The following is a 21,909-nucleotide window of genomic DNA, read 5'->3' on the forward strand; positions in this document are numbered from 1 at the left end:
TGTGCAAAAGACGGACGGGTCGTTTCTTGCTTTGGTAACGTATCGCCTCACCGTCCCTTCATCCGCCAAAACCCCGCGGGGTTTCCGAATGGATCCGATGCGACGGAGAACGTATCCGCCCTCGGCTCGTACGGAGATTCCGTTTACTTTGGTTTTCCTTTCGGATCCTCGCCACGCAGGTTGTTCGCGCCATGCCCAGCCCGTCGCTCAAGGACACCGCTCTCGACGAACTGGAGCGTCTCATCACCGAGAAGATGCCCATCACCGAGCACCTTGAGTTTGAACTCGCTGCGGACGAACAGGGCCGTCTACGTGCCTCTGCCCCCTTGCAGCCAAACGCCAATCACATGGGCAGTGCGTTCGGGGGCAGTCTCAGCATGCTTGCCACGGTCACTGGCTGGGCAATGATGCACCAGCTCGTGCAAGAAGCGATGCACGACGCGATGGAGGACATGCGAGAGCGGGTGGAAGTTATGATCCAGGAAAGCGATATTGAGTACCTTCGGCCCGTCTACGAAAACATCTCGGTCGTTTGCGAACCCCCAGACGAGGACACCCAGGAGCAATTTCAGGAGACACTGGACCGTTGGGGGCGGGCGCGAATCGAGCTTGAGTGCAAGATCAACGAGGCGGGCGAGCGGGCCGTTACCTTCATCGGCCAGTATGTGGCCCTCGCCCAGGGCGAGGAGCAAGGCGATGGGGCCCCGTTTCACATGGAGAGCTGCGATCCCCTAGATAGGTAGCATCTACAGCATCTCCTCGTACATCCGGTACGGGGGCTCGCTCATCCCCACCGCCTCGTATGCCGCCCGGGCCGCCGCGTTGTCCTGCTCCACGTAGAGGCGGAGCCCGCACACATCGTCGGCCTCGCGGGCTCGCCGCCGCACCTCGCCGTGGAGGGCGGCATAGATGCCTGTTTGCCGTGCGGGAGGGCGCACGTACACGCTCTGGATCCACCAGAAGTCCGCGTTGCGCCAGTCGCTCCACTCGGTCGTAATCATCAGGCTTCCCACGACCGTCTCGTCCCGCTCCGCAACGAGATAGAACGCCTGTTTCGGCCTGTCGAACACCCCCCGCACGCCGGCCCGCACGGCCTCCGGGTCAAGCGTCTTGCCCTCCGTCTCTTCGGCCATCGCTTCGTTGAAGTGAGCGAGCGTCTCGACATCGTCGGGGGTGGCGCGGCGAAGGGTGGGGCCGTCTGACATGGCGGTGTGGCTGCATGGAGGGCGCAACGCTGGGCATTGGAAAAGCGGACCGGCGATAATCTTTCCGTGGCCGTGAAGACATGCTCCCCCCTCGTCGGCCCGGGCACTAAGCGATCGCCCGCACAGTCCGCGACGAAAGGGCTCATTGACCGGTCGTTGCGGAGGTCTTTCGAGAGCCCGGCACATTGCTGTCCGAGAACGTCCTCGTTGCCGCGGGGGCCCTGAAGGGATGGGGCACACGCCCCACCGCTGTCCCCCCGGACGCCGAGGCCCTTACTCCTCCGTCCGACTCAGCTTGTGGGCCTGGCGCGTGGGCTCGGGAATCTTGTAGCGAGGGCTACAGTCCAGCATCAGGTCCGCGGCGGCGTCGAGCGTGCACTGGTGCCCCACGCTCACGTAGACCGGATTCACGTCCGTCCGCGTCCGAAGCACCGTTCCGACCGTTTCTCCATCGTCAACCAACGGCACGCGGTGGCCCTTCTGGGCCCCGAGCTCTCCCTGCGGTGCGCCGACGAGGATCGACTTCGCAACACCGATCGCGGGCACGTCGCACAACACCCCGAGGTGACAGGCCAGTCCGAAGCGACGCGGGTGGGCCACCCCGTGGCTGTCGGTCACGAAGACGTCCGGCGCCGTGTCGAGCTGTTGGAGCGCGGGGAGCACGGCGGGCATCTCCCGAAAGCTGAGCAGGCCCGGCACGTAGGGAAACGGCACCTCGCAGCGGTGCACCGCCTCGTCGGTCACGCCCATCTCTGGCATCCGAAGCACGGAGACGGCCGCCTGAGCCCGGTCATCGCGCACACTTACGTCGACCCCGGCGACGGTCTCAACATCGTTCGGCAGGGCCGTCTCAGCCACCTCCGAGGCCAGTCGGCGCTGAATGCGCTTGGCCTCGTCGGTCGAGACGTTCCAGTCGTGGGACCGTGCGGGAACATCCTGCATGCAGGAAAGCGGGGCATTGGGGAGAAGAGACCGTCCCCCTCGGACAGAATGCGTGCGGAGGAAGGGTCTGGGCCGACAAGAAAACCACGCCCGCACTCCAGTACAACCTTACCGCTCGAAAATCGGGGCCCCTGTGCGGCCCCCTCCACCGCTCCTTTTTTCTCTGCCGGGGAACCAAGGGTCAAAGTTTCGGTGAATTGAGGCGAAAAGGAATCCTGAGCGCGACGTAGGCATTGGTACGAAGCCCAAAATGACACCGACAGGTTTGGTTTGGGTCCATAGCTCAGCTGGTTAGAGCGCTACGTTGACATCGTAGAGGTCAGTGGTTCGAGTCCACTTGGACCCACTGCTGCCGCTCTCAGTCCCGAACGCGTTTGGGACGAGGCGGCTTTTTTGTTGGCGGTGCCCCGCCCGCACACTGATCACCGAGGACGCTTCTGCCCATGGCCGAAACCGACGAGACAACCATCGAGATCACCCTTCCGGATGGCTCCACGCTCACTCATCCGGCGGGCACGACGGGGATGGAGGTTGCCGAGAGCATCGGCGCCGGCCTCGCCCGCGACGCACTGGCCATCAAGGCGAACGGCGAGGTGCGCGATCTGAGCCGGCCCCTCACGGAGGACGCCGAGGTCGCAATCCTGACCTGGGACGACGAGGAGGGCAAGCAAACCTTCTGGCACTCCTCCGCCCACCTCATGGCCGAGGCGCTGCAGGCGCTCTACCCGGACGTCACGTTCACCATCGGCCCGCCCATCGACCCGGGCTTTTACTACGACGTGGACCTGGGGGACCAGACCTTATCCGCCGACGAGCTGGACGCCATCGAGGACAAGATGGCCGAGCTCGCCCGCCGCGACGCCACGTACGAGCGGCACGAGGTGTCGAAGGCGAATGCGATCGAGCACTACGAGGCGGAGGGCAACGAGTACAAGCTGGAGCTGATTGAGGGCCTGGAGGAGGGAGAGATCTCCTTCTACGAGCAGGGCGACTTCATCGACCTCTGCCGCGGCCCCCACATTCCGTCGACCGGCGCCATCAAGGCGCCGAAGCTGCTCTCTGTGGCCGGGGCGTATTGGCGCGGGGACGAGTCGAACCCGCAGCTCACGCGCATCTACGGCATCAGCTTCCCCAAGGAAAAGCTCCTGGAGGACTTCTTGGAGCGGCGGCGCAAGGCGAAGGAGCGGGACCACCGCAAGCTCGGCCAGGAGCTGAACCTCTTCACGTTCGACACCGAACAGGTGGGCCCCGGCCTGCCGATGTGGCTGCCCAAAGGAACCACGCTCCGACAGACGCTGCGCGGGGTGCTGCAGCAGGAGCAGGTGAAGCAGGGCTACAAGCCGGTCTGCACCCCCCACATTGGGCGGCTCGACCTCTACCGCACCAGCGGGCACTATCCGCACTACGAGGCGGATCAGTTTCCGCCCATGGTGACCGGACAAGGAGACGACGGCGAGGAGGAGGGCTACCTCCTCAAGCCGATGAACTGTCCGCATCACGTCAAGATCTACCAGAACGACCACCATTCGTACCGCGACCTCCCGGTGCGGCTGGCCGAGTTCGGGACCGTCTACCGCCAGGAGCAAACCGGCGAGCTCGGCGGACTCACCCGCGTACGAGGCTTCACGCAGGACGACGCCCACATCTTCTGCACCCCTGGACAGGTCAAGGCCGAGTTCAAGTCCGTCATCGACCTGACCCTGAAGGTCCTCGACGCCCTCGACTTCGAAGAGTTCGAGGCACAGATCTCGCTTCGCGACCCGGACGACACTGCGAAGTACACGGGCCGCGACGAACTCTGGACCCGCGCCGAGCAGGACATCCGCGAGGCCGTGGCCGAAACCGACCTCGACGCCTACGAGGAGCCGGGCGAGGCCGCCTTCTACGGGCCGAAGCTCGACTTTATGGTCGAGGACGCGCTCGGGCGCGCCTGGCAGCTCGGCACCATCCAGGTGGATTACAACCTGCCGGAGCGCTTCGAGCTCACCTACGTCGACGAGCACGACGCACGGAAGCGACCAGTGATGATCCACCGTGCCCCGTTCGGCTCGCTGGAGCGCTTCATCGGCGTGCTGATTGAACACTGCGGGGGCACCTTCCCTGCCTGGCTCGCCCCGACGCAGGTGCAGATCATTCCCGTGGGGGACGACTTCGTCGACTACGCCAAAACAGTGGCGACTCAGCTTCGGACCGACGACATTCGCGTCGAGATCGACACGTCCGACGAGACGGTGGGCTACAAGATCCGGGAGGCCGAGACCCAAAAGGTCCCGTACATGCTCGTCGTAGGGGGGGACGAGGCGGACGACGGCACGGTCTCGGTCCGCTCCCACGCCGACGGCCCCCAGGGCACTGTGCCCATTCAGGACTTTCTTGACCGCGTCGGCCCGGAATTTGAACCGACCCTCGACTAGCCCTCTCGCCCCTGCGCGGCTCGCCCCACTTCAGGTGACCTTCACTGAAACCTCAAAAGGGCAATCGCGTGTACAAGAATTCCCGACTTGCTCTTTTGTGCCGGAGCGCCATCCCACTTCGCACAGGCCGGGATTTCTTCCGAGCTCTTTCCTCAAAAAACGACCCATCCTGCCATCGCTGACGTCGACAAACTTCGCGTAAATCAAGAAATTCGTGCCAACGAGGTTCGCGTGGTTGAACCCGACGGCGATCACGACGTGGTCCCGACCGGGAAAGCCCTCGACCGTGCCCGAGACCACGAACTCGACCTCGTGGAAGTTGCGCCGGACGCCGATCCGCCCGTCTGCAAAATCCTCGACTACGGCAAGTACCGCTACGAGAAGCAGAAGGAGGAGCAGCGGCGCCGGAAGAAGTCGAAGTCCATGGAGATGAAGGAGCTTCGCTTCCGGCCCCGCACTGAGGAGCACGACTTCAACTTCAAGGTCGATCACGCCCGCGAGTTTCTAGAGGACGGCAACAAGGTCAAGGCATACATTCAGTTCAAGGGGCGCGACATCGTCTACAAGGACCAGGGCATGGACCTGCTGCGCCGAATGATTGAGGAGCTTCAAGAGATTGCCCGCATTGACCAGCAGCCCGAAATGGAAGGGCGGCGAATGGTGATGATCCTCGCTCCCCACAAGAACAAGTAGGACGGTTCCCTTCCCTGTGTAGGAAGGCCCCCCGACCGTGGCGAGCACAGGGTCTTTTTGTGGACTCTGTGCGGACAGGAACGCGCGGACGCCTCCCTCATACGGTGTCTAGCTCCTGACTTTTGACTGCTTTGCGAACGAAAGCCCCTCGGGGTGTTGTTGCTGCCATGCCTAAGATGAAATCCCACAGCGGTGCCAAGAAGCGCTTCAAAACGACCGGCAACGGCAAGATCAAGCGCAAAAAGGCCAACAGGGGGCACCTGCTGACCAAAAAGAACGCGAAGCGCAAGCGCCAGTTGCGCAAGAGCGTCGTCGTTGACGACAAGGCGAACCGCGATCGGGTCAAGCGCATGCTGTCGACCTAGTCGTGCTGCGGGCCTGGGGGACCTGTTGACAGAGGGCTGTGCTCAGCCCCCGTCTGTCGTTTGTAGAGCTTTTCTCAGACGGGCATCGGCCTCGTGCTGGTGCTCGTCAATGTTGTACCTTCGACTGTATTGTCACACGGACGCTTTACCTTACATGCCGCGCGCAACGAACAAGCCGGCGACCCGTCGGCGACGAAAGAAAATTCTGAACAAGGCCAAGGGCTACTGGGGCCGCCGAAGCAAGGTGTACAAGGTGGCCAAGCACGCGGTCGAGAAGGGCCTGCAGTACGCCTACCGGGACCGCCGTCAGAAGAAGCGACGGTTCCGACGGCTGTGGATCACCCGGATCAACGCCGCAACTCGTCAACACGACGTGAGCTACTCTCAGTTCATGGGCCAGTACCGGAAGTCGGGCCTGGAGATGAACCGGAAGGTGCTTGCCGACCTGGCCGTCCACGACCCGGATGCCTTCGAGCAGATCGTGGATCACGTGATGGGGTAGGCGATGCGTGACTCGTGATGCGTGATGCACAACACGTGGTGGGGAATCTCCCCTTCGCGCCTTGCGCACCGCTTCCCGCGGTCCGTACCTCACGGCTTCCTCCTCGTCGACCGCCTTGCTGCGATGCCACTGGAGCCCTCGACGTTTCGGGGGGTCCTTGCGTTTTCCACCTCAGGGAGTGCGCAGGGACGCTGAACGTTGACCACCAGCACTGCCGGTGACCTCGTCCCGCCCCTGCCCTCGCAGGCTCGGCGGGATTTTCTATTGCCCCTCGCCTCTTGGGCCCGCCCTCGGCGGCGCGCTGCTCTCTGTGACCCTCGACTCGCCCCCGCTTCATGCCCGACACAATCGATCAGCTCCGCGAACAGATTGAGGCCGAATCGATCGAAAGTGCGGAAGAGGCCGAAGCCTTCCGCATCAAATACCTCGGCCGCAACCAGGGCGAAATTCCGGACCTGTTCAATCAGATCGGCGACCTTCCGCCGGAGGAGCGCCCCGAGTTCGGAAGACGTCTCAACGCCCTGAAGGACCGCGCTCAGGAGCGCATCGACGAGGCGAAGGCGCGCCTTGAGCGACAGACGCAGGCGGGCGGTCCCGACATTGACCTCACCCTGCCGGGCCGACGCGGCTTCACGGGGTCGACGCATCCCCTTACGCAGACGCTCGACGAAATTCTACGCATCCTGCGCGGCCTTGGCTTCTCGACCCACGAAGGGCCGGAGGTCGAAACGGACTGGCACAACTTCACGGCCCTCAACTTCCCGCCCGACCATCCGGCGCGGGACATGCAAGACACCTTCTTTCTGAAGGATGCCCCGGAGGACGAAGACCCGCGCGTGCTGCGCACCCACACCTCGCCGGGCCAGATCCGGATCATGGAGGCCCACGCGCCGCCGATACGGGTGGCGGTGCCGGGACGCGTGTACCGCAACGAGGCGATCTCGTACAAGTCGTTTTGCCTCTTCCACCAGGTGGAGCTACTGTACGTGGACGAGAACGTGACGATGGCCCAGCTGAAGCAGGTGCTCTACAGCCTCGCCCGCGCGCTCTTCGGGGAGGACGTGACGCTCCGCTTCCGCCCCAGCTACTTCCCCTTCACCGAGCCGAGCGCCGAGGTGGACGTCTGGTGGGCCGACGAAGACGCCGACGACGGCGGGCAGTGGATGGAAATCCTGGGCTGCGGCATGGTGCATCCCAACGTGTTCGAGGCCGTCAATGTGGACCCCGAGCAGTACACCGGCTACGCGGTGGGGATGGGCGTGGAACGAATGGCCATGCTCCGCCACGGCATCGACGACATCCGAATCTTCTACGAGAACGACGCCCGCTTCCTCGACCAATTCTAAACGGCGTTGGAAGGTTGAAAACCTGTTTGAAGCAGCTTCTGAGACGTTCAACGGTGAACGTTCCAACGTGTAACCCTTCTCCGCAACATGGACCTCAGTTTTCGCTGGCTAAGCACTTACGTAGATCACCATTGGACGCCGGACGAGCTGGCCGAGCGCCTCACGATGGCCGGGCTGGAGGTCGAAACGGTCGAGCCCATCGGCCAGTCGCTTGACGGCGTGGTGGTGGGCGAGATCAAGGCGGTCCGCAACCATCCGAACGCCGACCGCCTCGTGCTCTGTGACGTGGACCTCGGAAACGGCGAGCCCTCGCAGATCGCGTGCGGCGCGCCCAACGTGGCCGAGGGCCAGCACGTCCCGGTCGCCACCGTGGGCACCACCCTGTCGCTCCCCGATCCAGACGGCTCGGGGGGGCGGCAAGAGCGAATCGTCGAGGCACGCGAGCTGCGGGGCGAGGCCTCGAACGGCATGATCTGCGCGGAAGACGAGCTGGGCCTCTCCGACGACCACTCCGGCATCATGGTCCTCGACGAGGAGGTGCCCGTCGGCACTCCATTTCCCGACTACCTGGCGGAGCACAACCTGCCGGCCACCGACGCGGTGCTCGACATTGAGCTCACCCCCAACCGCCCCGATGCCGCTAGCCACCTCGGCGTGGCCCGCGACGTATCGGCCCTTGCGGACAGCGAGCTCCAGGTGCCAGCGGTCGACACGCCCGCGCCGGGCGGCACCGCGGCCGAGGAAATCACCGTCGACATTCGGGACGAGGCCGGCTGTCCCCGGTACGTGGCCCTCGTGGTGCGAGACGTAGACGTGGGGCCGTCGCCCCTCTGGCTGCGCCGCCGCCTCACGGCCATCGGCCTGCAGCCGCGCAACCACGTGGTGGACGTGACCAACTTTGTGCTCCACGAGTGCGGCCAGCCCCTCCACGCCTTCGACCTCGACACGATTGCCGACGACACGATTGTCGTTCGTCGCCCCGACGACGAAACGTCCTTCACGACGCTCGACGACCAGGAACGAGACCTGCCGGAGGACACGCTCCTCATCTGCGACGCCGAGGCACCGGTGGCCGTGGCCGGCGTGATGGGCGGTGCCAACTCCGAGGTCTCCGCCGACACGACGGACGTGCTCATCGAGAGCGCGTACTTCGACCCGTCCACGATCCGTCGCACCGCCAAGGCGCTCGACCTCCAAACTGACTCGTCATATCGCTTCGAGCGAGGCGTGGACCGCGACGGACAGGCGTGGGCCGCCGCCCGCGCCGCCCGCTTGATCGCCAAACTGGGCGCCGGCACCGTCGTCCCCGGCATGGTGGACGAGCATCCCACCCCGCCCCCGACCAAGACGATCGCCCTCCGCCCCGATCGGCTGACGCAGGTGCTGGGAACCGACGTGCCGACCCCCGAGGCAACTCGTCTGCTCGACGCCATCGGCGTCGACGTGGAGGCGGGCGCGGATGCACTGCACTGCACCGTGCCAACCTGGCGCCCCGACGTGTCGATCGAAGAGGATCTGATTGAGGAGGTCGCCCGCCTGCACGGCTACGACCAGATTCCGGAGCCGGAGCGGGTGCCCGTCCCGAGCCGCACTCCGCGGCAGCCGCCCGAGGAAACGCTGGAGCGGCAGGCGCGCAGTCTCTTGAAGGGCCTCGGCTACCGCGAGACCTACACCAACAGCATGCTGCGCGAGGACCGCGCCGAGCGCTTCAGCGTGCCCCCGACGGGCGACGACCGAGCACGCGTCGTGGAGACGAAAAACCCGATCTCGGAAGAGATGGCCGCCCTGCGTCCGCGACTGCTACCGGGCGCGCTGGAGGTCATGCAGCACAACCGGAACCACGGCCAGGAGGCGCTCCGCGTGTTCGAGTTTGGACGCGTCTTCCGCCGAGCAACGGAGGACGAGGCCCCGATCGTCCCCGGCTACAGCGAACATCCTGCGCTGCTGATTGCCCTCAGCGGTCCCCACGCCCCCACCGGGTGGGACACCGAGCCCCGCACGGCGGATCTTTTTGACCTGAAGGGCCCCGTCGAGGCACTGCTGGAAGACCTGCGCGTACCGGACCTCCGGCTGTCCCCCCGCAACGGGGCGGCGGCCACGACGAACGAGCCCCCGCCGGTCACGCAGCACCATATCGACATCACTACGGGCGATACTGCCCTCGGCACGATAGCACGTGTCCACAGCGACGTGGCCGCCGACTTTGACCTCGACACGCCCGTCTTCGTGGCCGAGTTCAACTGGGCCACACTCGTCGCGGCCGCCCGGGCAGGACGACACCGCGACTACGAGCCGGTGAGCCGGGTCCCGGTCGTGGACCGCGACCTTGCCGTGCTCGTCCCCGCCAATCAGCCAGTGGGCCCGCTCCAGAACACGATCCGTGAGGCCGGCGCCCCCCTGTTGCACCGGGTGGATGTGTTCGACGTGTACGCGGGGGAGGGCATCGACGAGGACGCCAAAAGCGTGGCGTTTACCCTCCGCTTCGGGGCCGACCGTACGCTGACCGACGAGGAGGTGGACGCCCAGGTTGACACCATCGTCGAGCGCCTCAAAGAGGACCATGGCGCCCGCCTGCGACAGCAGTAGTCCCTTTCCCTCGCCCCATGAGCCGCCGCCTGCTGTACCCGTACCTGGTGATGTTCATTCTCGCGGTGGTTCTCCTGATCTTCGGATAGTGGCCCCGGCGGCTCCGACGTAAGGCCCTCGCGGGCGGGGGCCGAAGACGAAACCGTCTCGAATCGCCGGCTGTTGCATTTTTCTGCGTTTTCGCGTCCGAAATTCGCCCCCGAACGCCCTGGACGGAACGGCCGTCGTCCAGAACCGACGGTTCTGCGTTTCATCTGTGCGGTGCTCACTATGGATGACCCGACACGCGCATCGTTGCCCGACTCCGACCCCGCCCCGCCCGTGCCGGAGTCCATCAAGCCGGACGACGCGCTGCCGGACGAGGACCTGAGCCCCCTGCCGCCCGAGTACCAGGCCGTGGTGAGGCGTCTCCGGACCGAAGTGGATCGGGCCACTACTGCCCTCGATCGCCTGGAGGCCGAGAACGAGCGCCTCCGGCGTCGTGTCGCGAAACTGAAGCAACGTCCCGCGGTGCACCCGGACACCACCCCCCTCGTGCTCGACGACGACCCGGCGGCCCTCCGGGATCGCATCTCGGCCTTCATCGAGGCCATCGACACGTGCCTCGAAAACGGAGCCGACGTGTCCACGAATACGCCCTCGTCTCCCGACTCGTCCTGACGACGTTTTCCTGCTGCCTCCGCCCCCATGGCCGCCCCCGAGCCAACCAAATCCATTCGCGTGCGCATCCTGGGCCGGGAGTACGCCCTCCGCGTGCGGGAGGACGACGAGGCCCACACCCGGCGCATCGCGTCGTCCGTGGACGCTCGCATGAAGCAATTCAAGGCCAACCACCCCGACCAGGCCGAGCTCACGACCGCCGTCATGACCGCCCTTACCCTCGCCGAGGAGCTGTATCTCCAGCGCGAGGAGCACGAGGACGGCACCACGGCCCTCAACAAGGAGCTGGCCCGCCTGTCGAAGCGGTTGGAGGAGGCAACGCCCGTGCCCGATGATGCCCTGGACGCAGATGCGTAGGGCCCAGGCAGTCGTCCCCGCGCCCCGCACACCGCCCTCCGCTCAGCAAAGGCACACCGGACGGGCACTCACCGCAGAGCGACTATCCCTACATGATCAAACTCGAAGACCTCACCATTGAGTTCGGGGAGGACCCACTCTTCCACAACCTGTCGTGGACGATCACGCCCGAGCCGCACCGCGTCGGGCTCGTGGGGCCCAACGGCGCCGGAAAAACGACCCTCCTCAAGGCAATTGCCGGCGACCAGCGGGTGGACTCCGGCACCATCACGCGGGAGGGCGTCTCCATCGGCTACCTGGAGCAGGACGTGCAGGAATTGCCCGAGGACCGAACGGTGCGGGACGAGGCCCTCCGCGCCTTCGAAGAGGTGCTGGCCCTGGAAGAGCAGGAGCAGGACATTAGCCGCGAGTTGGAGGCGATCGACCACGAGCGCGACCGCCACGAAAAGCTTCTCAACCGGCTGCATCGGGTGCAGGAGCGACTCGACGCCCAGGACGCCCACCGCATCCGGCCCCGCACCGAGGCCACCCTCACCGGACTTGGCTTTGCCCCGGACGAGCTCGACCGCCCCCTTCGCACCTTTTCCGGCGGCTGGCGCATGCGGGCGGCCCTGGCCCGCCTCCTGCTCAAGCAGCCCGACGTGCTGCTGCTGGACGAGCCGACGAACCACCTCGACATCGAGAGCATCGACTGGCTCGAAGACACGCTGGAGACGTATCCCGGCGCCGTCATCCTGGTGAGCCACGACCGCTCGGTGCTCGACCGCATGGTGACCTCCACCGCCGAGCTTGTGCGGGGCCGCCTCCTGCACTACGACGGCAACTATTCGCACTACCTGGAGGCCCGGGAGGCACGCTACAAGCGCTGGCGCCGCAAGTACGAGAACCAGCAAAAGCGGATCGAGGAGATCGAGGAGTTTATCTCCAAGTTTCGCTACAATGCCGCCCGCGCCAGTCAGGTCCAGAGCCGGATCAAGAAGCTAGAGAAGATGGACCGGATCCCACCGCCCCCCGATCCGGCCCCGGCCATGTCGTTCGAGTTTCCCGAGCCCCCCCGCTCCGGCGTCGTCGTGCTGGAGCTCCCTGAGTTCAGCAAGACCTACGACACGGAGCACGGCTCCGAGACCGTCTTTACCGACGCCGGTCCCCTCACCATCGAACGGGGCGACAAGGTCGCGCTCGTGGGCCCCAACGGCGCGGGCAAGTCCACCCTCGCCCGCATCATCGGCGGGATGGAAGACTTTGCAGGCACCCGCACGGAGGGGCACAACGTCGAGATGGCCTTCCACGCCCAGCACCAGGCCGAGACGATGGACCCGGACCAGACGGTGTTCGACACCGTCCGCGAAGCGGCCCCCAATCGGCCCAAGACCGAACTGCGCAGCCTGCTTGGGCGCTTCCTCTTTACCGGCAAGGACGCGTTTAAGGACGTGCGGGTCCTCTCCGGCGGCGAGAAGAGCCGCCTCTCGCTCGCCCGCACGCTGCTGTCACCGGCCAACCTGCTCCTTCTCGACGAGCCGACGAACCACCTCGACATCCAATCGCGCGAGGTGCTGATCGAGGCCCTACAGAAGTACGAGGGGACCTTTGTGCTCGTGAGCCACGACCGCCACGTGCTCGACGCCGTGGCCGAGAAGACCTGGCGCGTGGGGGGGGGCACCGTGCGCACGTTCCTCGGCAACTATTCCGACTTTCGCTGGCAGGTGGAGGAGGGCTCGGCCCGCCCGCTGCGGGACGTCCACGCAACAGGGACACCGGCCGGCGGCACGTCGGCCAACGGACACGCCTCCGTCGACGACGCGGAGACGGCCCCCGAAGAGGCCGACACATCCAGCCCCGAGGGCCGTCGGGACGGCCCGTTCGCCGACCTCAACTCGTACCAGCTCAAGCAGAAGCTGGAGGAGACAGAGGCCCGGATTCTGGAAATCGAGGAGAAACAAGAGGAACTCGAAGCGGCCATGGCCGACCCGGACGCGTACGAGGGCGACGGCGTAGCGGCCCGAGAGTTGTCCGACGAGTACAACGCGCTCAAGAAGGAGCTCTCGGGGCTCTACGAAGAGTGGGAAGTGCTCACCGAACACGTCATGGCACTGGAAGACTAGCGCGTGTCGGTGAAACGCGTCCGGCGTGCAACACCACTTCTTTCTCGAGGGCCCGTCCCAGTTTATCCCCCGAGCGTTTCATTGAAGTCCCGAGCGTCCCGGACCGGCCTCCCCGGCCGCCCGTTCACGTTCCACACTCTCCTTGGAACCAGTGTCCGCATGCTCCGCCCCCGCCTCCTCTTGTGTCTCGGTCTTCTTTTCGGGCTCGTTCCAACGGAGGGGCACGCCCAAATCGAAGCCCTGCCCCGCCCCGATACGCTACAGTCCGCCTCCTTCGGCGTGTCCGTTGCCATCGACGATTCGATCGCCGTGATCGGTGCCAGCGGGGCGTCCGTGTGCGGGGAAGACGCCGGGGCCGTGTTTGTCTACGAGCGGCAGCCGGGCCCGCCGGTCACCTCGTGGGCGCTCACGGCACGCCTCGTTCCGACGCCCTGTCGCGCAGACGCCTTCTTCGGGGCCGACGTCGCCCTCAGCGGCTCGCGGGTCCTCGTGAGCGCCTCCAGCGAACACTTCGGCGGAGAGGGCGAAAACGCAGCGTACATGTTCAAACGGTCGGCGGACAGCACCTGGCAGCAGACGGCCCGCCTGACCGGCGCTCCCGACCGACGCGAGGGGCTCTTCGCAGCGGGCGTGGCGCTCGACGGCGACCGGGCGGCCGTGAGCACCTCCGGCAACCCCAACCGGAACGATCCGGAGAGGAGGTACGGCGGGGCCGTGTACGTCTTCGAGCACGACGCCGACCCCGATGGCTGGACCCGCACGGCGCGGCTTCGGTCCGACGATCGCCTGGATTCGGGGTTGATTGGGGGCGACGTGGTCCTCGACGGCCCTCACCTGGCCGTGGCGGCCTCGACGTTTTTTGAACGCGAGCCGGGCTCTGTCTACGTCTTCCGTCACGACCCGTCGAGCAAGCGCTGGCGAGAAGATGCGCACCTGCGCGACATCGACGCCTTCTTCATTTCCCTCGATCTGCACGGCTCCATCCTGCTCGTGGGGGAGGGACGAGCCCGCGACGACAACTCCGGCGCCGCCACCGTCTACACCCGCGACGACACGTCCTGGCGACAAACGACGACCCTCCGCCCCTCCATCCCCTACGAGTCCGGCTCCTTCGGCGCCACCGTGGCCCTCCACGACCGGCGCGCACTCATCACCGGGTACGACGAGCAGCTCGGCAACGAGATCAACATCGACCGCGTCGTGTACGTCTTTCGCCGGCGGCCCGAGGGCTCGTGGCGCGAGCGCACGGTCCTCGACATCGGCTCCGTCGACTTTGGTGCCTCCCTTGACCTGGACGGGCCGATCACTCTCGTGGGGACCGTTGCCGGGGACGAATCGGGCACCGCACACATCGCACGGATTCCGTAGCGGACCGGGACTCCGCGTCGACGGCTTAGAACCTGGTGTGTTGATTTTGGATCGGATGGGGGAAAGCGAGCATCGATGAACCGAAAATCGGCGCATGGTCGAGGGCTGTCGTGGTGCGCCCTGAGCGCCAGCGAAGAGGTCTTCTCAGAGTGCGACCGCCTGAGACCGGAGTCGGTGTGCAGGCCCTCACTGCCGCTCGGAGCCGGATTGCTTCGCCACGTGATTCGCGAGCGTATCGTAGGAGTAGCTGCCCCGCGACGCCTCGTGGGGCTGACAGAGCCCATCCATCTCCGGCTCCACGCCGGACGCATACCAGAAGACGAGGTGTCACGGGGGAGCGTCCACGCGGAGCGCGGTGTCCGAGGTGGGGCTTACGCCCCTGCGGTGGCCTCCGCGAAGGTGGTCCACAGCGCGTCGTTCATGCTGCCGGCCGCGAAGAGGGCAATGCCACTGGCATCTCCTTCGTGGGCCTTGTCGATGAGCCGCTCCAGGCCGCCCGGGGCCACAGCGCCCACGTTGAGGCCGCTGTACAGGCGGGTGGACCGGTCCTGCCCGCGCAGCCGCTCGATGCCGGCCCGCGTCTCATCGCGCACCCAGTTGGCCCCGGCGTGGTAGAAGTTGTGGTAGAGCATCGGGTGCACGGCGTCGAGGTCCCAGTGGTGCCACCGCTGGCGCACAGCCTCCCAGTTCGGAAAGGTAGCCGCCGAGACCGCCTTGTCGTTCTGGCGGGCGATGGGAACGAGGCGGTCGTTCACCAGACTCGTGATGCTGTCGTACCGGAAGAGGCGCCACGCCGTGCTCGTGGTCGGATCCTCAAGGTCGTAGGGATCGGCCCCGTGCTTCTGCTCGAATTTCGACCGGCAGACGTCGCAGTAGCAGTAGTCGTACGGGGCCTCTTCTTCCTCCTGGTCGATGCCGTACTTCGGCTGCAGGGCCTCGGCGATGACGACATCAGGAAAGCGAATGTAGTCGAGGTGGATGCCGTCCAGCCCGGCGATGGACGTGATTTCCTCAACCCGCCGCTCGATGAAGTCTTGGGCGCCGGGCCGATTGGGACACGTAAACTTGTAGTAGTCGACGTACGCCGGATTGTCGACCGCCGATGCTCCGTTTCGGTTTACGACGAACCACTCTTTGTGCTGCTCCACGATCTCGGGGATGGTGCAGGGCATCGACACCATCCACCCGTGCACCTCTAGGCCCACCTCTTTGGCGAGGGGCAGAATGGTTTCGAGCCACTCGCCCTCGACCGGCAGGAAGGCACTCCCGTAGTAGGCCGCCCGGTTGCCGTAGACCTTCGGCAGAATTGCGTCGATGTTGTGCGTTCGCAGGCGCTCGAAGCGTCGTTTCCACACGTCGTCGGAGACGTCGAGCTCCGGAGCCATCCACACCCAGTTTGTCGGGGCCGCGTCGGGCGAGGCCGGGACGTTCACATCTGCGGCATCGGAAGGGAAGCGCTCGGATGGGGCCGAAAATCCGGAAGCGGCCGCGCTCAGGGCGCCTGCCCCGAGGGCTTTCAGGAACGTGCGTCGCTCTGGCATGGGAAAACGCGTGGGGGCCGAGGTGATGCCGCCCCAGACGATGACCGGTGTACGATGGCCGATGTACAGGGCGGCTGCGTGCAAAGATGGATGGGCAACCTATGACCTGATGCCCGGACCGTACACGCTGGACGGCTCCGGAACCGCTTCCAAACTTCTCCTCGGCCCCCAGTCCTTCGTCTACTCTTCCTGCACCAGCCACACGCGGTCGATCGCCCCCTCCGTCACCCGGTAGAGGACAATCTGCTCAAGGGGCTCCGTCTCCGGCATGCCCCGAATGGTCTCGTGGAGGGCCACGGTGGTGCCGATGGGGGCCGTGTGATGCACCTCTACGCGGAGCTGGTTGGCCGTCTGGAAGGTCGATGCGTACTGCTCGCGCAGGGCCGATCGCCCCTCCATGATCAGCGAGTCGGGATGCGCGTACACCTCCAGGTCGGGCGCGAAGGCGTCCAGGAAGCCACCGAGATCGTGGGCGTTGAACGCGTTGGCCCCCTGCTGCACGACGGCCGTCGGCGTTCGGGGAATCAGTTGCGTCGGGGGGTATACACGGCCCTCTTTGACGATGCGGTGGATCGACGACACATTCGTGATGTCCGCGAAGGGATTTTCGTCCAGCACCACGAGGTCGGCCTGCATGCCGGATTCGAGCCGCCCGAGGTCGTCGCGCCCCAGAAGCCGAGCACCCCCCGCGGTGGCGGTCGCAAGAATCTCCTGCGGCGCGAGGCCCGCCGTCCGCATGAGCTCGAACTCTCGAAAGAGCGCCGGGCCGTGGGGCGTGCCAATGTTGCCCGCGTCGGTGCCCGCCGCAATGGAGACGCCGGCGTCGTGGAGCCGCATCAGGTTGCGCATGGCGGTGGTGTCGGACGCGACGGTCGGCGCCTGCTCGATGCGCTGCCGAAGGCCTGCGGGGACCAGGGAATCGGGGAGCGTGCGCAGGTCAAAGAGCGACCCCGTGACGTCCGGGTGCCCGATGTGGTGCTCGGCCGTCGTTAGGTCGAGCTGCTGGGCAAACGTCTCGCGGTAGCGCTCACTCACCATGAGCGTCGGCGTGTAGAGCACACCATTCTCTTGGAGGAGACGCACGAAGGCGTCGTCGACGGGCTGATCGGACACGCTGTGGACCAGGATGTCGGCCCCGGCCTCTACGGCGGCGCGGGCGGTCTCCAGCTCCGTCGCGTGGACGGCCACCCGCGTGCCGGCGTTGTGGGCCTCATCGACGGTCGCCTCGACGACCGGACGGTAGTCGGCCGGCGTCTCATCGCCGCCCACGATGTACCAGATCTTGATGAGGTCGACCCCGGCCATAATCTGGTCGCGAACCTCTTTCCGGGCTGCCTCGGGCGTCGTGATTTGTAGAATCGGGGGATCGCCCTCGTCGAGCGACGGACGCTCGACGCTGGAGATGAGCGGGCCCGCCGTCGCGACGGTGGGCGCCCTCGCCGCGGTGTCGGCCCGGGCGCGCACGTCCAGGGTCCACATCGGACCACCGACGTCCACCACGCTCGTAACCCCGCTGCGCAGGTAGCGGCGGAAGGTATCGGGGAGCCGCTTCTTGATGCGGCGCAGCTCCTCCGCGTACGGCCGTTCGGCCCGCAGGTCGATCACGTCGGGGCGCGTGTAGAGGCCGCCGCTCTGGAAGAAGTGGACGTGCCCGTCGACGAGGCCCGGCATCACGTACCGGTCCGGCATCTCGTGGACCGTCGCATCCACCGGCACCTCCACCTCGCCCGACGGCCCCACCGCGGCGATGCGGTTGCCGTCCAGCAGAACCGTCGCGTTCTCGATCACCGTCGAGTCGGCGGGATTCAGGGCCGTGGGGCCGACGAGGGCCGTGGGTTGGGCCGCGACCGGTCCGGTCCCGAGCAGGAAAATAAGGGGAACGAGCATCCAGTGCCGAACGGGACGTTGGGCCATCGATGTCTATTGAGGCTCGGAATGTTGTTCGATCCAATGAGCGAGTTCGTCTTCACTCGTCGTCCCCGCCGCTACTCGTTCCACAATCTGTACCATTTCCACCTCGTCGGGATTGAGCCGATATCCGTTCCGAAACAAAAACGCCCGGATCGCAAGAAGACCCGTCCGCTTGTTCCCATCGACGAACGGATGATTCCGCACGATGCCGTGACCGTACGCCGCAGCGAGCTCAAAGAGCGATGGATCCGCAAACGCGTGCCGGTTTCGCGGTCGATCAAGGGCGCTTTCGAGCCGACCCTCATCGCGTAGGCCCGCCGTTCCCCCAAACTGATGGAGCGTCTCGGCGTGCATCGCCAGCACGAGCTTCTTCTGGAGCCACGTCGGCTCGTTGCGCTGGGACTCTTCCATGACTCATCAGGCAAGCTCACGGAAGGCATTTCGGTGCGTACGCATGAACTCGCGCGCGTCCTCCATTGCCTCCACGAACTCCGGATTGTACGGCGTGAGCTGCACGCCATCCGGGGTCTGGATGGCAAAAAGCTCATCTCCCTTCTCTACGTTAAGGTCTTTCAGGGTTGAGCTGGGGAGAACCACCCCGAGTGAGTTCCCTATTTCGCGGACCTTCAGTGCGTCGGACATGTCGAAGCTACCGATGATGAAAGAAGCGCCTCAACAAAAGTGGTAACGTCCTCGTCCAGCCGCAGATCCTAGCAAGGACCATCCGGACTTTTACTACAGAGCCCTCTTTTTCCCCAATCCGGTAGACTCGGCCCCCCGTTCACGATTCGTTGACCTACGTTTTCCCCCTCTCCGGTGCCGGCTCGTCCACCAGCCGCTCCAGCGCATCGTCGAGTGCCCACTTGAGGATTATGCCGCTGTGCTCGTACCGGATGCGCCCTCGCTTGTCGATGAGGTACGTGCGGGGCACCGCCTCGCCCGGAAAGTGGCGCGCCGCGACCGCAGGATTGGCAATCTGTGGAAAGTTGACGCCCTGTTTTTCCACGAAGGGACGCACCGCATCCGCCCCGTCCCGATCCACCGCGATTCCCACGAACTGCACCCCGTCGTCCGCAAACTCGCGCTGCAGGTCCACAAAGCCGGGCATCTCCACGCGGCACGGGGGGCACCAGGTGGCCCACACGTTCACCACTACCACCTCTCCGCGGTGGTCGGCGAGCCGGAAGCGATCCCCCGCCAGCGCCTCGGCCTCGACGCTCGGCGCCGGGCGCCCCTCTTCGGCGAGATCAATGCTCGGCATGTACTGCTGATAGACGTACACGCCCATCACCAGGAGCACGGGCCAGTGCCAGTAGGCCGTAGCGTAGGCCCAGACGATGCGCCACAGGGAGCGATCGCGATTCGACTCAGGCATACGGGACGATGCGGGATCGGTCGGTGCACAAGCATCGAGCGGCCGGCGGAGACGTAGCTATGAGGTTTCCCGTAGGAGTGCCTCCAACAGGGGACGGATCCGGTCCTCGGTGGTCATGCCCGGAATGTGCTTGCGGATCTGCCCGTCGGGACCGATTACGAACGTCATGGGCAGCCCCCGCACGCCGCCGTATTTCTTCGCGATGGCGCCGTCGCCCAGCCCGATTGGGTAGTTGATGTTCATCTCGTCGGCGAAGGCCCGCACCTCGTCGGGGCCGGCGCTCCGCTCAAGGGCCACCCCCACGAACTGCAGGCCCCGGTCGCCGAGGTCCTTCTGCAGCGACACGAAGTCCGGAATCTCACGGCGGCACGGCGGGCACCACGTGGCCCAGAAGTTGAGCACCACGACGTCCCCACGGTGGTCAGCGAGGCGAAAGGTCCCATCGTCCAGGGTATTGAGGGCAAAATTGGGGGCTTCGTCCGTCGGACCCTGCGGGTTGTCCGCGGCGGGGGAGGCCGGCTGCTCGGCCAGCACGAGGGTAACGAGGCCGCCTACGACGAGCAGGCCCGCGACGAACGATCCCGTCCAGCTGGGAAGAGAGAAGTTGCGCATAGAGATACAGGGGGCGTCTCCAAAGAATCGAACAGAGGGGAAGATGCCGGACGACCGGCGAATGACCCTCAGGCGCCACCTGAGGGCAGATGGAGACGACTAAATTTGGAGGACGACCGGGCGGAGGATGTGCACCGTCGGCGAGACGGGCGGCGGAGACAGGAGCCGCTGCGCATTCAGAGAAACGGATGGGGACTCGGCAAACGCGGGCCCAACCGACCCGCCTCCCGACGGGCCGTCGAGCGAGAACGTGGACCGCTCCGACGGCACCGCACGAACCGTCGCCACGGTGCCCTTCTCCGAGCAGGTCCACTGGGCCTCGGACGCGACGGCGGCCACAACGGCGGCCGACGCCGCATCGTCCGGTGCCGCGGCCCCACGGCACGGCGTGACGGACTGCAGCAGGGGCCCTACGACCAAAAGGAAGCCAAGGGCAACGGCCCAGCGGCCCACGGTATCGGACGACCGAAGGTGATGCATGCAGAGGGGAGGCGCTTGATTTGTAGCTCTGTGCAAACCTTCTGCGCACAAACCAAGTTCCTCTGTCGCGTCCCCGGTCAGGGCAATCGCATCGTAGCGACAGGGGCTGTTTGCACGGGTCGGTAGAGGCGGACATTCGGTTCCGTCACTCGACGAAGCTTCCAACATGCAATTGCCCTACGTCTCCGGTCCCCCTCGAACTCCCCCTGTCCGGCCCGGTAGGACCGCGCCCAGCCGGTGTTGCCAATCGCTCCGTCCCTCTTCTCTATGCCATCGTCTCCCTCGATCACCTCTTTCCGTGCCCGCGGTCGCACCCCTCTCCTGTTCACCGTCAACATGGGGCTGGAGGACGTGGTCGTGGACGAGTTTCGGGCGCGGGCCGCGGGCGCAGGCCTCGACGTGACCGACACCGACGACGCCCCCTTCGACCTGCAGAGCTACGCCCTCGTGGAGGTCGACGCGGGGCCCAGTGATGCGCTCGCCGTGGCCCGCCAGATGGGCTCGGTCCACCACGTCCTGGCGCCCCTCTACACCTTCACGCTGTCCGCGGATGGCGAGGCGGCCCTCCGCACCATCCGCGACACGATGAAAGGCCTCGACGTGGCGGCGATGGAGGCGGCGGAGACCTTCCGCGCCTCCTCGGTCCGGCAGGGGACCCACGACTTCACGAGCGTCGACGTGCAGACGTGGGCCGGTGGGACCCTCGACGCCCGCTACGAGGCGTCCGTCGACCTGGAGGACTACGACGTGGAGGTGCGGGTAGACGTGCGCGACGACCGGTGCCTCGTGAGCGTACAGCACACCCGCGAGGCCCTGAGCCGGCGCCAGCTCGAGGGCTACCAGCCGCGGGCCGCACTCAAGGCAAACGTGGCCCACGCCCTCCTCCGCCTTGCCCACCTCGACGCGCCCCCGGACACCCTGCTCGACCCCTTCTGCGGCTCCGGCACCATTCTGTTGGAGGCCGCTCCCCTGTGGCCCGGCACGCAGTGCTACGGCAACGACTGGAACGAAGACGCCGTCGCGGGGGCCCGAAAAAACGTCGAGGCCGCGGGGCTCTCTGACCAAATTACGATTCGGAAGGGCGACGCGTGGCAGCTCGCCGAACGATTCGAGGACGTGACGGCGGACCTGATCGTCACCAACCCGCCGTTCGGCGTGCGCATGGCCAGCAGCATGGACTTCTACCCCTTCTACCGGCGCGTCCTGGGACAGATGGCCGAGGTGCTGCGGCCCGGCGGCCTCGTGGTAATGCTGGTGCTGCGGCAGGGCCCCTTCAACACGGTCCTCGACGAGTCCGACCAGTTCGCCAGTCGTCACGTGCGGGCCATCGAGATCGGCGGGCTTTATCCATATGTCTTCGTGCTTGAACGCCGGTAGGCCCGGGGGACGGTCCTCCACATTGCGATCCACCGCGGTCGGCCCTTCCTTGGCCCCCAGCCTCACCGGACAC

Annotated in this window: 21 protein-coding genes and 1 tRNA gene; 13 read left to right on the forward strand and 9 right to left on the reverse strand. The window is 65.9% G+C overall.

Features of this window, described 5'->3' with window-relative positions:
• Nucleotides 1-191 precede the first annotated feature (191 nt).
• Nucleotides 192-743 carry a YiiD C-terminal domain-containing protein gene (locus tag B7R93_RS10940; RefSeq protein ID WP_103020803.1) on the forward strand — a complete coding sequence of 184 codons (552 nt, stop codon included), beginning with the start codon at nt 192-194 and terminating at the stop codon, nt 741-743.
• 3 nt (nt 744-746) lie between these two features.
• Here B7R93_RS10940 and B7R93_RS10945 read toward each other — a convergent pair whose 3' ends face one another.
• Nucleotides 747-1,205 (reverse strand): GNAT family N-acetyltransferase, encoded by a 459-nt coding sequence (locus tag B7R93_RS10945; RefSeq protein WP_232798337.1) that lies wholly within the window; start codon nt 1,203-1,205, stop codon nt 747-749.
• Between the two features lie 273 nt (nt 1,206-1,478).
• Entirely contained in the window at nt 1,479-2,147 is a 669-nt protein-coding gene (gene nfi, locus B7R93_RS10950) for a deoxyribonuclease V (RefSeq protein ID WP_103020805.1), read from the reverse strand.
• Nucleotides 2,148-2,419: 272 nt separating this feature from the next.
• Here nfi and B7R93_RS10955 point away from each other — a divergent pair.
• The 11 genes from B7R93_RS10955 (at nt 2,420) to B7R93_RS11005 (ending at nt 14,540) form a co-directional block, all read left to right on the forward strand.
• Nucleotides 2,420-2,493, forward strand: a tRNA-Val gene (locus B7R93_RS10955).
• Between the two features lie 97 nt (nt 2,494-2,590).
• Nucleotides 2,591-4,561, forward strand: coding sequence for a threonine--tRNA ligase (gene thrS / locus B7R93_RS10960; protein ID WP_103020806.1), 1,971 nt, complete (start codon nt 2,591-2,593; stop codon nt 4,559-4,561).
• Nucleotides 4,562-4,735: 174 nt separating this feature from the next.
• Entirely contained in the window at nt 4,736-5,254 is a 519-nt protein-coding gene (infC, locus tag B7R93_RS10965; RefSeq protein WP_103020904.1) for a translation initiation factor IF-3, read from the forward strand.
• A 167-nt stretch (nt 5,255-5,421) separates the two neighbouring features.
• Nucleotides 5,422-5,619, forward strand: coding sequence for a 50S ribosomal protein L35 (rpmI, locus tag B7R93_RS10970; protein ID WP_103020807.1), 198 nt, complete (start codon nt 5,422-5,424; stop codon nt 5,617-5,619).
• Between the two features lie 154 nt (nt 5,620-5,773).
• On the forward strand, nt 5,774-6,121 hold the full coding sequence (gene rplT, locus B7R93_RS10975; RefSeq protein WP_103020808.1) for a 50S ribosomal protein L20: 348 nt from the start codon (nt 5,774-5,776) through the stop codon (nt 6,119-6,121).
• A 335-nt stretch (nt 6,122-6,456) separates the two neighbouring features.
• Nucleotides 6,457-7,467, forward strand: coding sequence for a phenylalanine--tRNA ligase subunit alpha (gene pheS, locus B7R93_RS10980; protein ID WP_103020809.1), 1,011 nt, complete (start codon nt 6,457-6,459; stop codon nt 7,465-7,467).
• 87 nt (nt 7,468-7,554) lie between these two features.
• Nucleotides 7,555-10,053 (forward strand): phenylalanine--tRNA ligase subunit beta, encoded by a 2,499-nt coding sequence (gene pheT, locus B7R93_RS10985; RefSeq protein WP_103020810.1) that lies wholly within the window; start codon nt 7,555-7,557, stop codon nt 10,051-10,053.
• Nucleotides 10,054-10,323: 270 nt separating this feature from the next.
• Nucleotides 10,324-10,713: a 26S proteasome regulatory subunit family protein gene (locus B7R93_RS10990; RefSeq protein WP_232798339.1), complete on the forward strand. Its 390-nt coding sequence runs from the start codon at nt 10,324-10,326 to the stop codon at nt 10,711-10,713.
• A 27-nt stretch (nt 10,714-10,740) separates the two neighbouring features.
• Complete coding sequence (locus B7R93_RS10995; protein WP_103020812.1) at nt 10,741-11,070, forward strand: cell division protein ZapA; 330 nt, start codon at nt 10,741-10,743, stop codon at nt 11,068-11,070.
• Nucleotides 11,071-11,162: 92 nt separating this feature from the next.
• Nucleotides 11,163-13,172, forward strand: coding sequence for an ABC-F family ATP-binding cassette domain-containing protein (locus tag B7R93_RS11000; protein WP_103020813.1), 2,010 nt, complete (start codon nt 11,163-11,165; stop codon nt 13,170-13,172).
• Between the two features lie 159 nt (nt 13,173-13,331).
• Entirely contained in the window at nt 13,332-14,540 is a 1,209-nt protein-coding gene (locus B7R93_RS11005) for an FG-GAP repeat protein (RefSeq protein WP_103020814.1), read from the forward strand.
• 371 nt (nt 14,541-14,911) lie between these two features.
• On the opposite strand, the gene B7R93_RS11010 is transcribed toward B7R93_RS11005, so the two are convergent.
• From B7R93_RS11010 to B7R93_RS11040, 7 genes are all read right to left on the reverse strand, one after another.
• The gene (locus B7R93_RS11010) at nt 14,912-16,081 is read right to left on the reverse strand and encodes a family 10 glycosylhydrolase (RefSeq protein ID WP_103020905.1); all 1,170 of its coding nucleotides are present in this window, start codon (nt 16,079-16,081) and stop codon (nt 14,912-14,914) included.
• A gap of 180 nt (nt 16,082-16,261) precedes the next feature.
• Nucleotides 16,262-17,968, reverse strand: a complete 1,707-nt coding sequence (locus B7R93_RS11015; protein WP_103020815.1) for an amidohydrolase family protein — start codon at nt 17,966-17,968, stop codon at nt 16,262-16,264.
• Between the two features lie 33 nt (nt 17,969-18,001).
• Nucleotides 18,002-18,403: a type II toxin-antitoxin system death-on-curing family toxin gene (locus B7R93_RS11020; protein ID WP_103020816.1), complete on the reverse strand. Its 402-nt coding sequence runs from the start codon at nt 18,401-18,403 to the stop codon at nt 18,002-18,004.
• A gap of 6 nt (nt 18,404-18,409) precedes the next feature.
• On the reverse strand, nt 18,410-18,634 hold the full coding sequence (locus B7R93_RS11025; protein WP_103020817.1) for an AbrB/MazE/SpoVT family DNA-binding domain-containing protein: 225 nt from the start codon (nt 18,632-18,634) through the stop codon (nt 18,410-18,412).
• A 154-nt stretch (nt 18,635-18,788) separates the two neighbouring features.
• Nucleotides 18,789-19,367, reverse strand: coding sequence for a TlpA family protein disulfide reductase (locus B7R93_RS11030; protein WP_103020818.1), 579 nt, complete (start codon nt 19,365-19,367; stop codon nt 18,789-18,791).
• 57 nt (nt 19,368-19,424) lie between these two features.
• On the reverse strand, nt 19,425-19,979 hold the full coding sequence (locus B7R93_RS11035; protein WP_232798340.1) for a peroxiredoxin family protein: 555 nt from the start codon (nt 19,977-19,979) through the stop codon (nt 19,425-19,427).
• A gap of 99 nt (nt 19,980-20,078) precedes the next feature.
• Complete coding sequence (locus tag B7R93_RS11040; protein WP_103020819.1) at nt 20,079-20,459, reverse strand: hypothetical protein; 381 nt, start codon at nt 20,457-20,459, stop codon at nt 20,079-20,081.
• A 267-nt stretch (nt 20,460-20,726) separates the two neighbouring features.
• Between B7R93_RS11040 and B7R93_RS11045 the strand changes: the two genes are divergently transcribed.
• A complete protein-coding gene (locus tag B7R93_RS11045; protein ID WP_103020820.1) occupies nt 20,727-21,836 on the forward strand; it encodes a methyltransferase domain-containing protein in 1,110 nt (369 codons plus the stop codon).
• The last annotated feature ends 73 nt before the right edge of the window (nt 21,837-21,909 follow it).

Origin of the sequence: Salinibacter altiplanensis, from assembly GCF_002894645.1 — a bacterium.
In the GTDB taxonomy this organism is placed as follows: Bacteria; Bacteroidota; Rhodothermia; order Rhodothermales; family Salinibacteraceae; genus Salinibacter; species Salinibacter altiplanensis.

Bases quoted from the DNA above. Each gene is read 5' to 3' on its own strand.
- B7R93_RS10940 (WP_103020803.1), top strand. From the start codon at position 192: ATGCCCAGCCCGTCGCTCAAGGACACCGCTCTCGACGAACTGGAGCGT.
- B7R93_RS10945 (WP_232798337.1), bottom strand. From the start codon at position 1,205: ATGTCAGACGGCCCCACCCTTCGCCGCGCCACCCCCGACGATGTCGAG.
- nfi (WP_103020805.1), bottom strand. From the start codon at position 2,147: ATGCAGGATGTTCCCGCACGGTCCCACGACTGGAACGTCTCGACCGAC.
- thrS (WP_103020806.1), top strand. From the start codon at position 2,591: ATGGCCGAAACCGACGAGACAACCATCGAGATCACCCTTCCGGATGGC.
- rpmI (WP_103020807.1), top strand. From the start codon at position 5,422: ATGCCTAAGATGAAATCCCACAGCGGTGCCAAGAAGCGCTTCAAAACG.
- rplT (WP_103020808.1), top strand. From the start codon at position 5,774: ATGCCGCGCGCAACGAACAAGCCGGCGACCCGTCGGCGACGAAAGAAA.
- pheS (WP_103020809.1), top strand. From the start codon at position 6,457: ATGCCCGACACAATCGATCAGCTCCGCGAACAGATTGAGGCCGAATCG.
- pheT (WP_103020810.1), top strand. From the start codon at position 7,555: ATGGACCTCAGTTTTCGCTGGCTAAGCACTTACGTAGATCACCATTGG.
- B7R93_RS10990 (WP_232798339.1), top strand. From the start codon at position 10,324: ATGGATGACCCGACACGCGCATCGTTGCCCGACTCCGACCCCGCCCCG.
- B7R93_RS10995 (WP_103020812.1), top strand. From the start codon at position 10,741: ATGGCCGCCCCCGAGCCAACCAAATCCATTCGCGTGCGCATCCTGGGC.
- B7R93_RS11000 (WP_103020813.1), top strand. From the start codon at position 11,163: ATGATCAAACTCGAAGACCTCACCATTGAGTTCGGGGAGGACCCACTC.
- B7R93_RS11005 (WP_103020814.1), top strand. From the start codon at position 13,332: ATGCTCCGCCCCCGCCTCCTCTTGTGTCTCGGTCTTCTTTTCGGGCTC.
- B7R93_RS11010 (WP_103020905.1), bottom strand. From the start codon at position 16,081: ATGCCAGAGCGACGCACGTTCCTGAAAGCCCTCGGGGCAGGCGCCCTG.
- B7R93_RS11015 (WP_103020815.1), bottom strand. From the start codon at position 17,968: ATGCTCGTTCCCCTTATTTTCCTGCTCGGGACCGGACCGGTCGCGGCC.
- B7R93_RS11020 (WP_103020816.1), bottom strand. From the start codon at position 18,403: ATGGAAGAGTCCCAGCGCAACGAGCCGACGTGGCTCCAGAAGAAGCTC.
- B7R93_RS11025 (WP_103020817.1), bottom strand. From the start codon at position 18,634: ATGTCCGACGCACTGAAGGTCCGCGAAATAGGGAACTCACTCGGGGTG.
- B7R93_RS11030 (WP_103020818.1), bottom strand. From the start codon at position 19,367: ATGCCTGAGTCGAATCGCGATCGCTCCCTGTGGCGCATCGTCTGGGCC.
- B7R93_RS11035 (WP_232798340.1), bottom strand. From the start codon at position 19,979: ATGCGCAACTTCTCTCTTCCCAGCTGGACGGGATCGTTCGTCGCGGGC.
- B7R93_RS11040 (WP_103020819.1), bottom strand. From the start codon at position 20,459: ATGCATCACCTTCGGTCGTCCGATACCGTGGGCCGCTGGGCCGTTGCC.
- B7R93_RS11045 (WP_103020820.1), top strand. From the start codon at position 20,727: ATGCCATCGTCTCCCTCGATCACCTCTTTCCGTGCCCGCGGTCGCACC.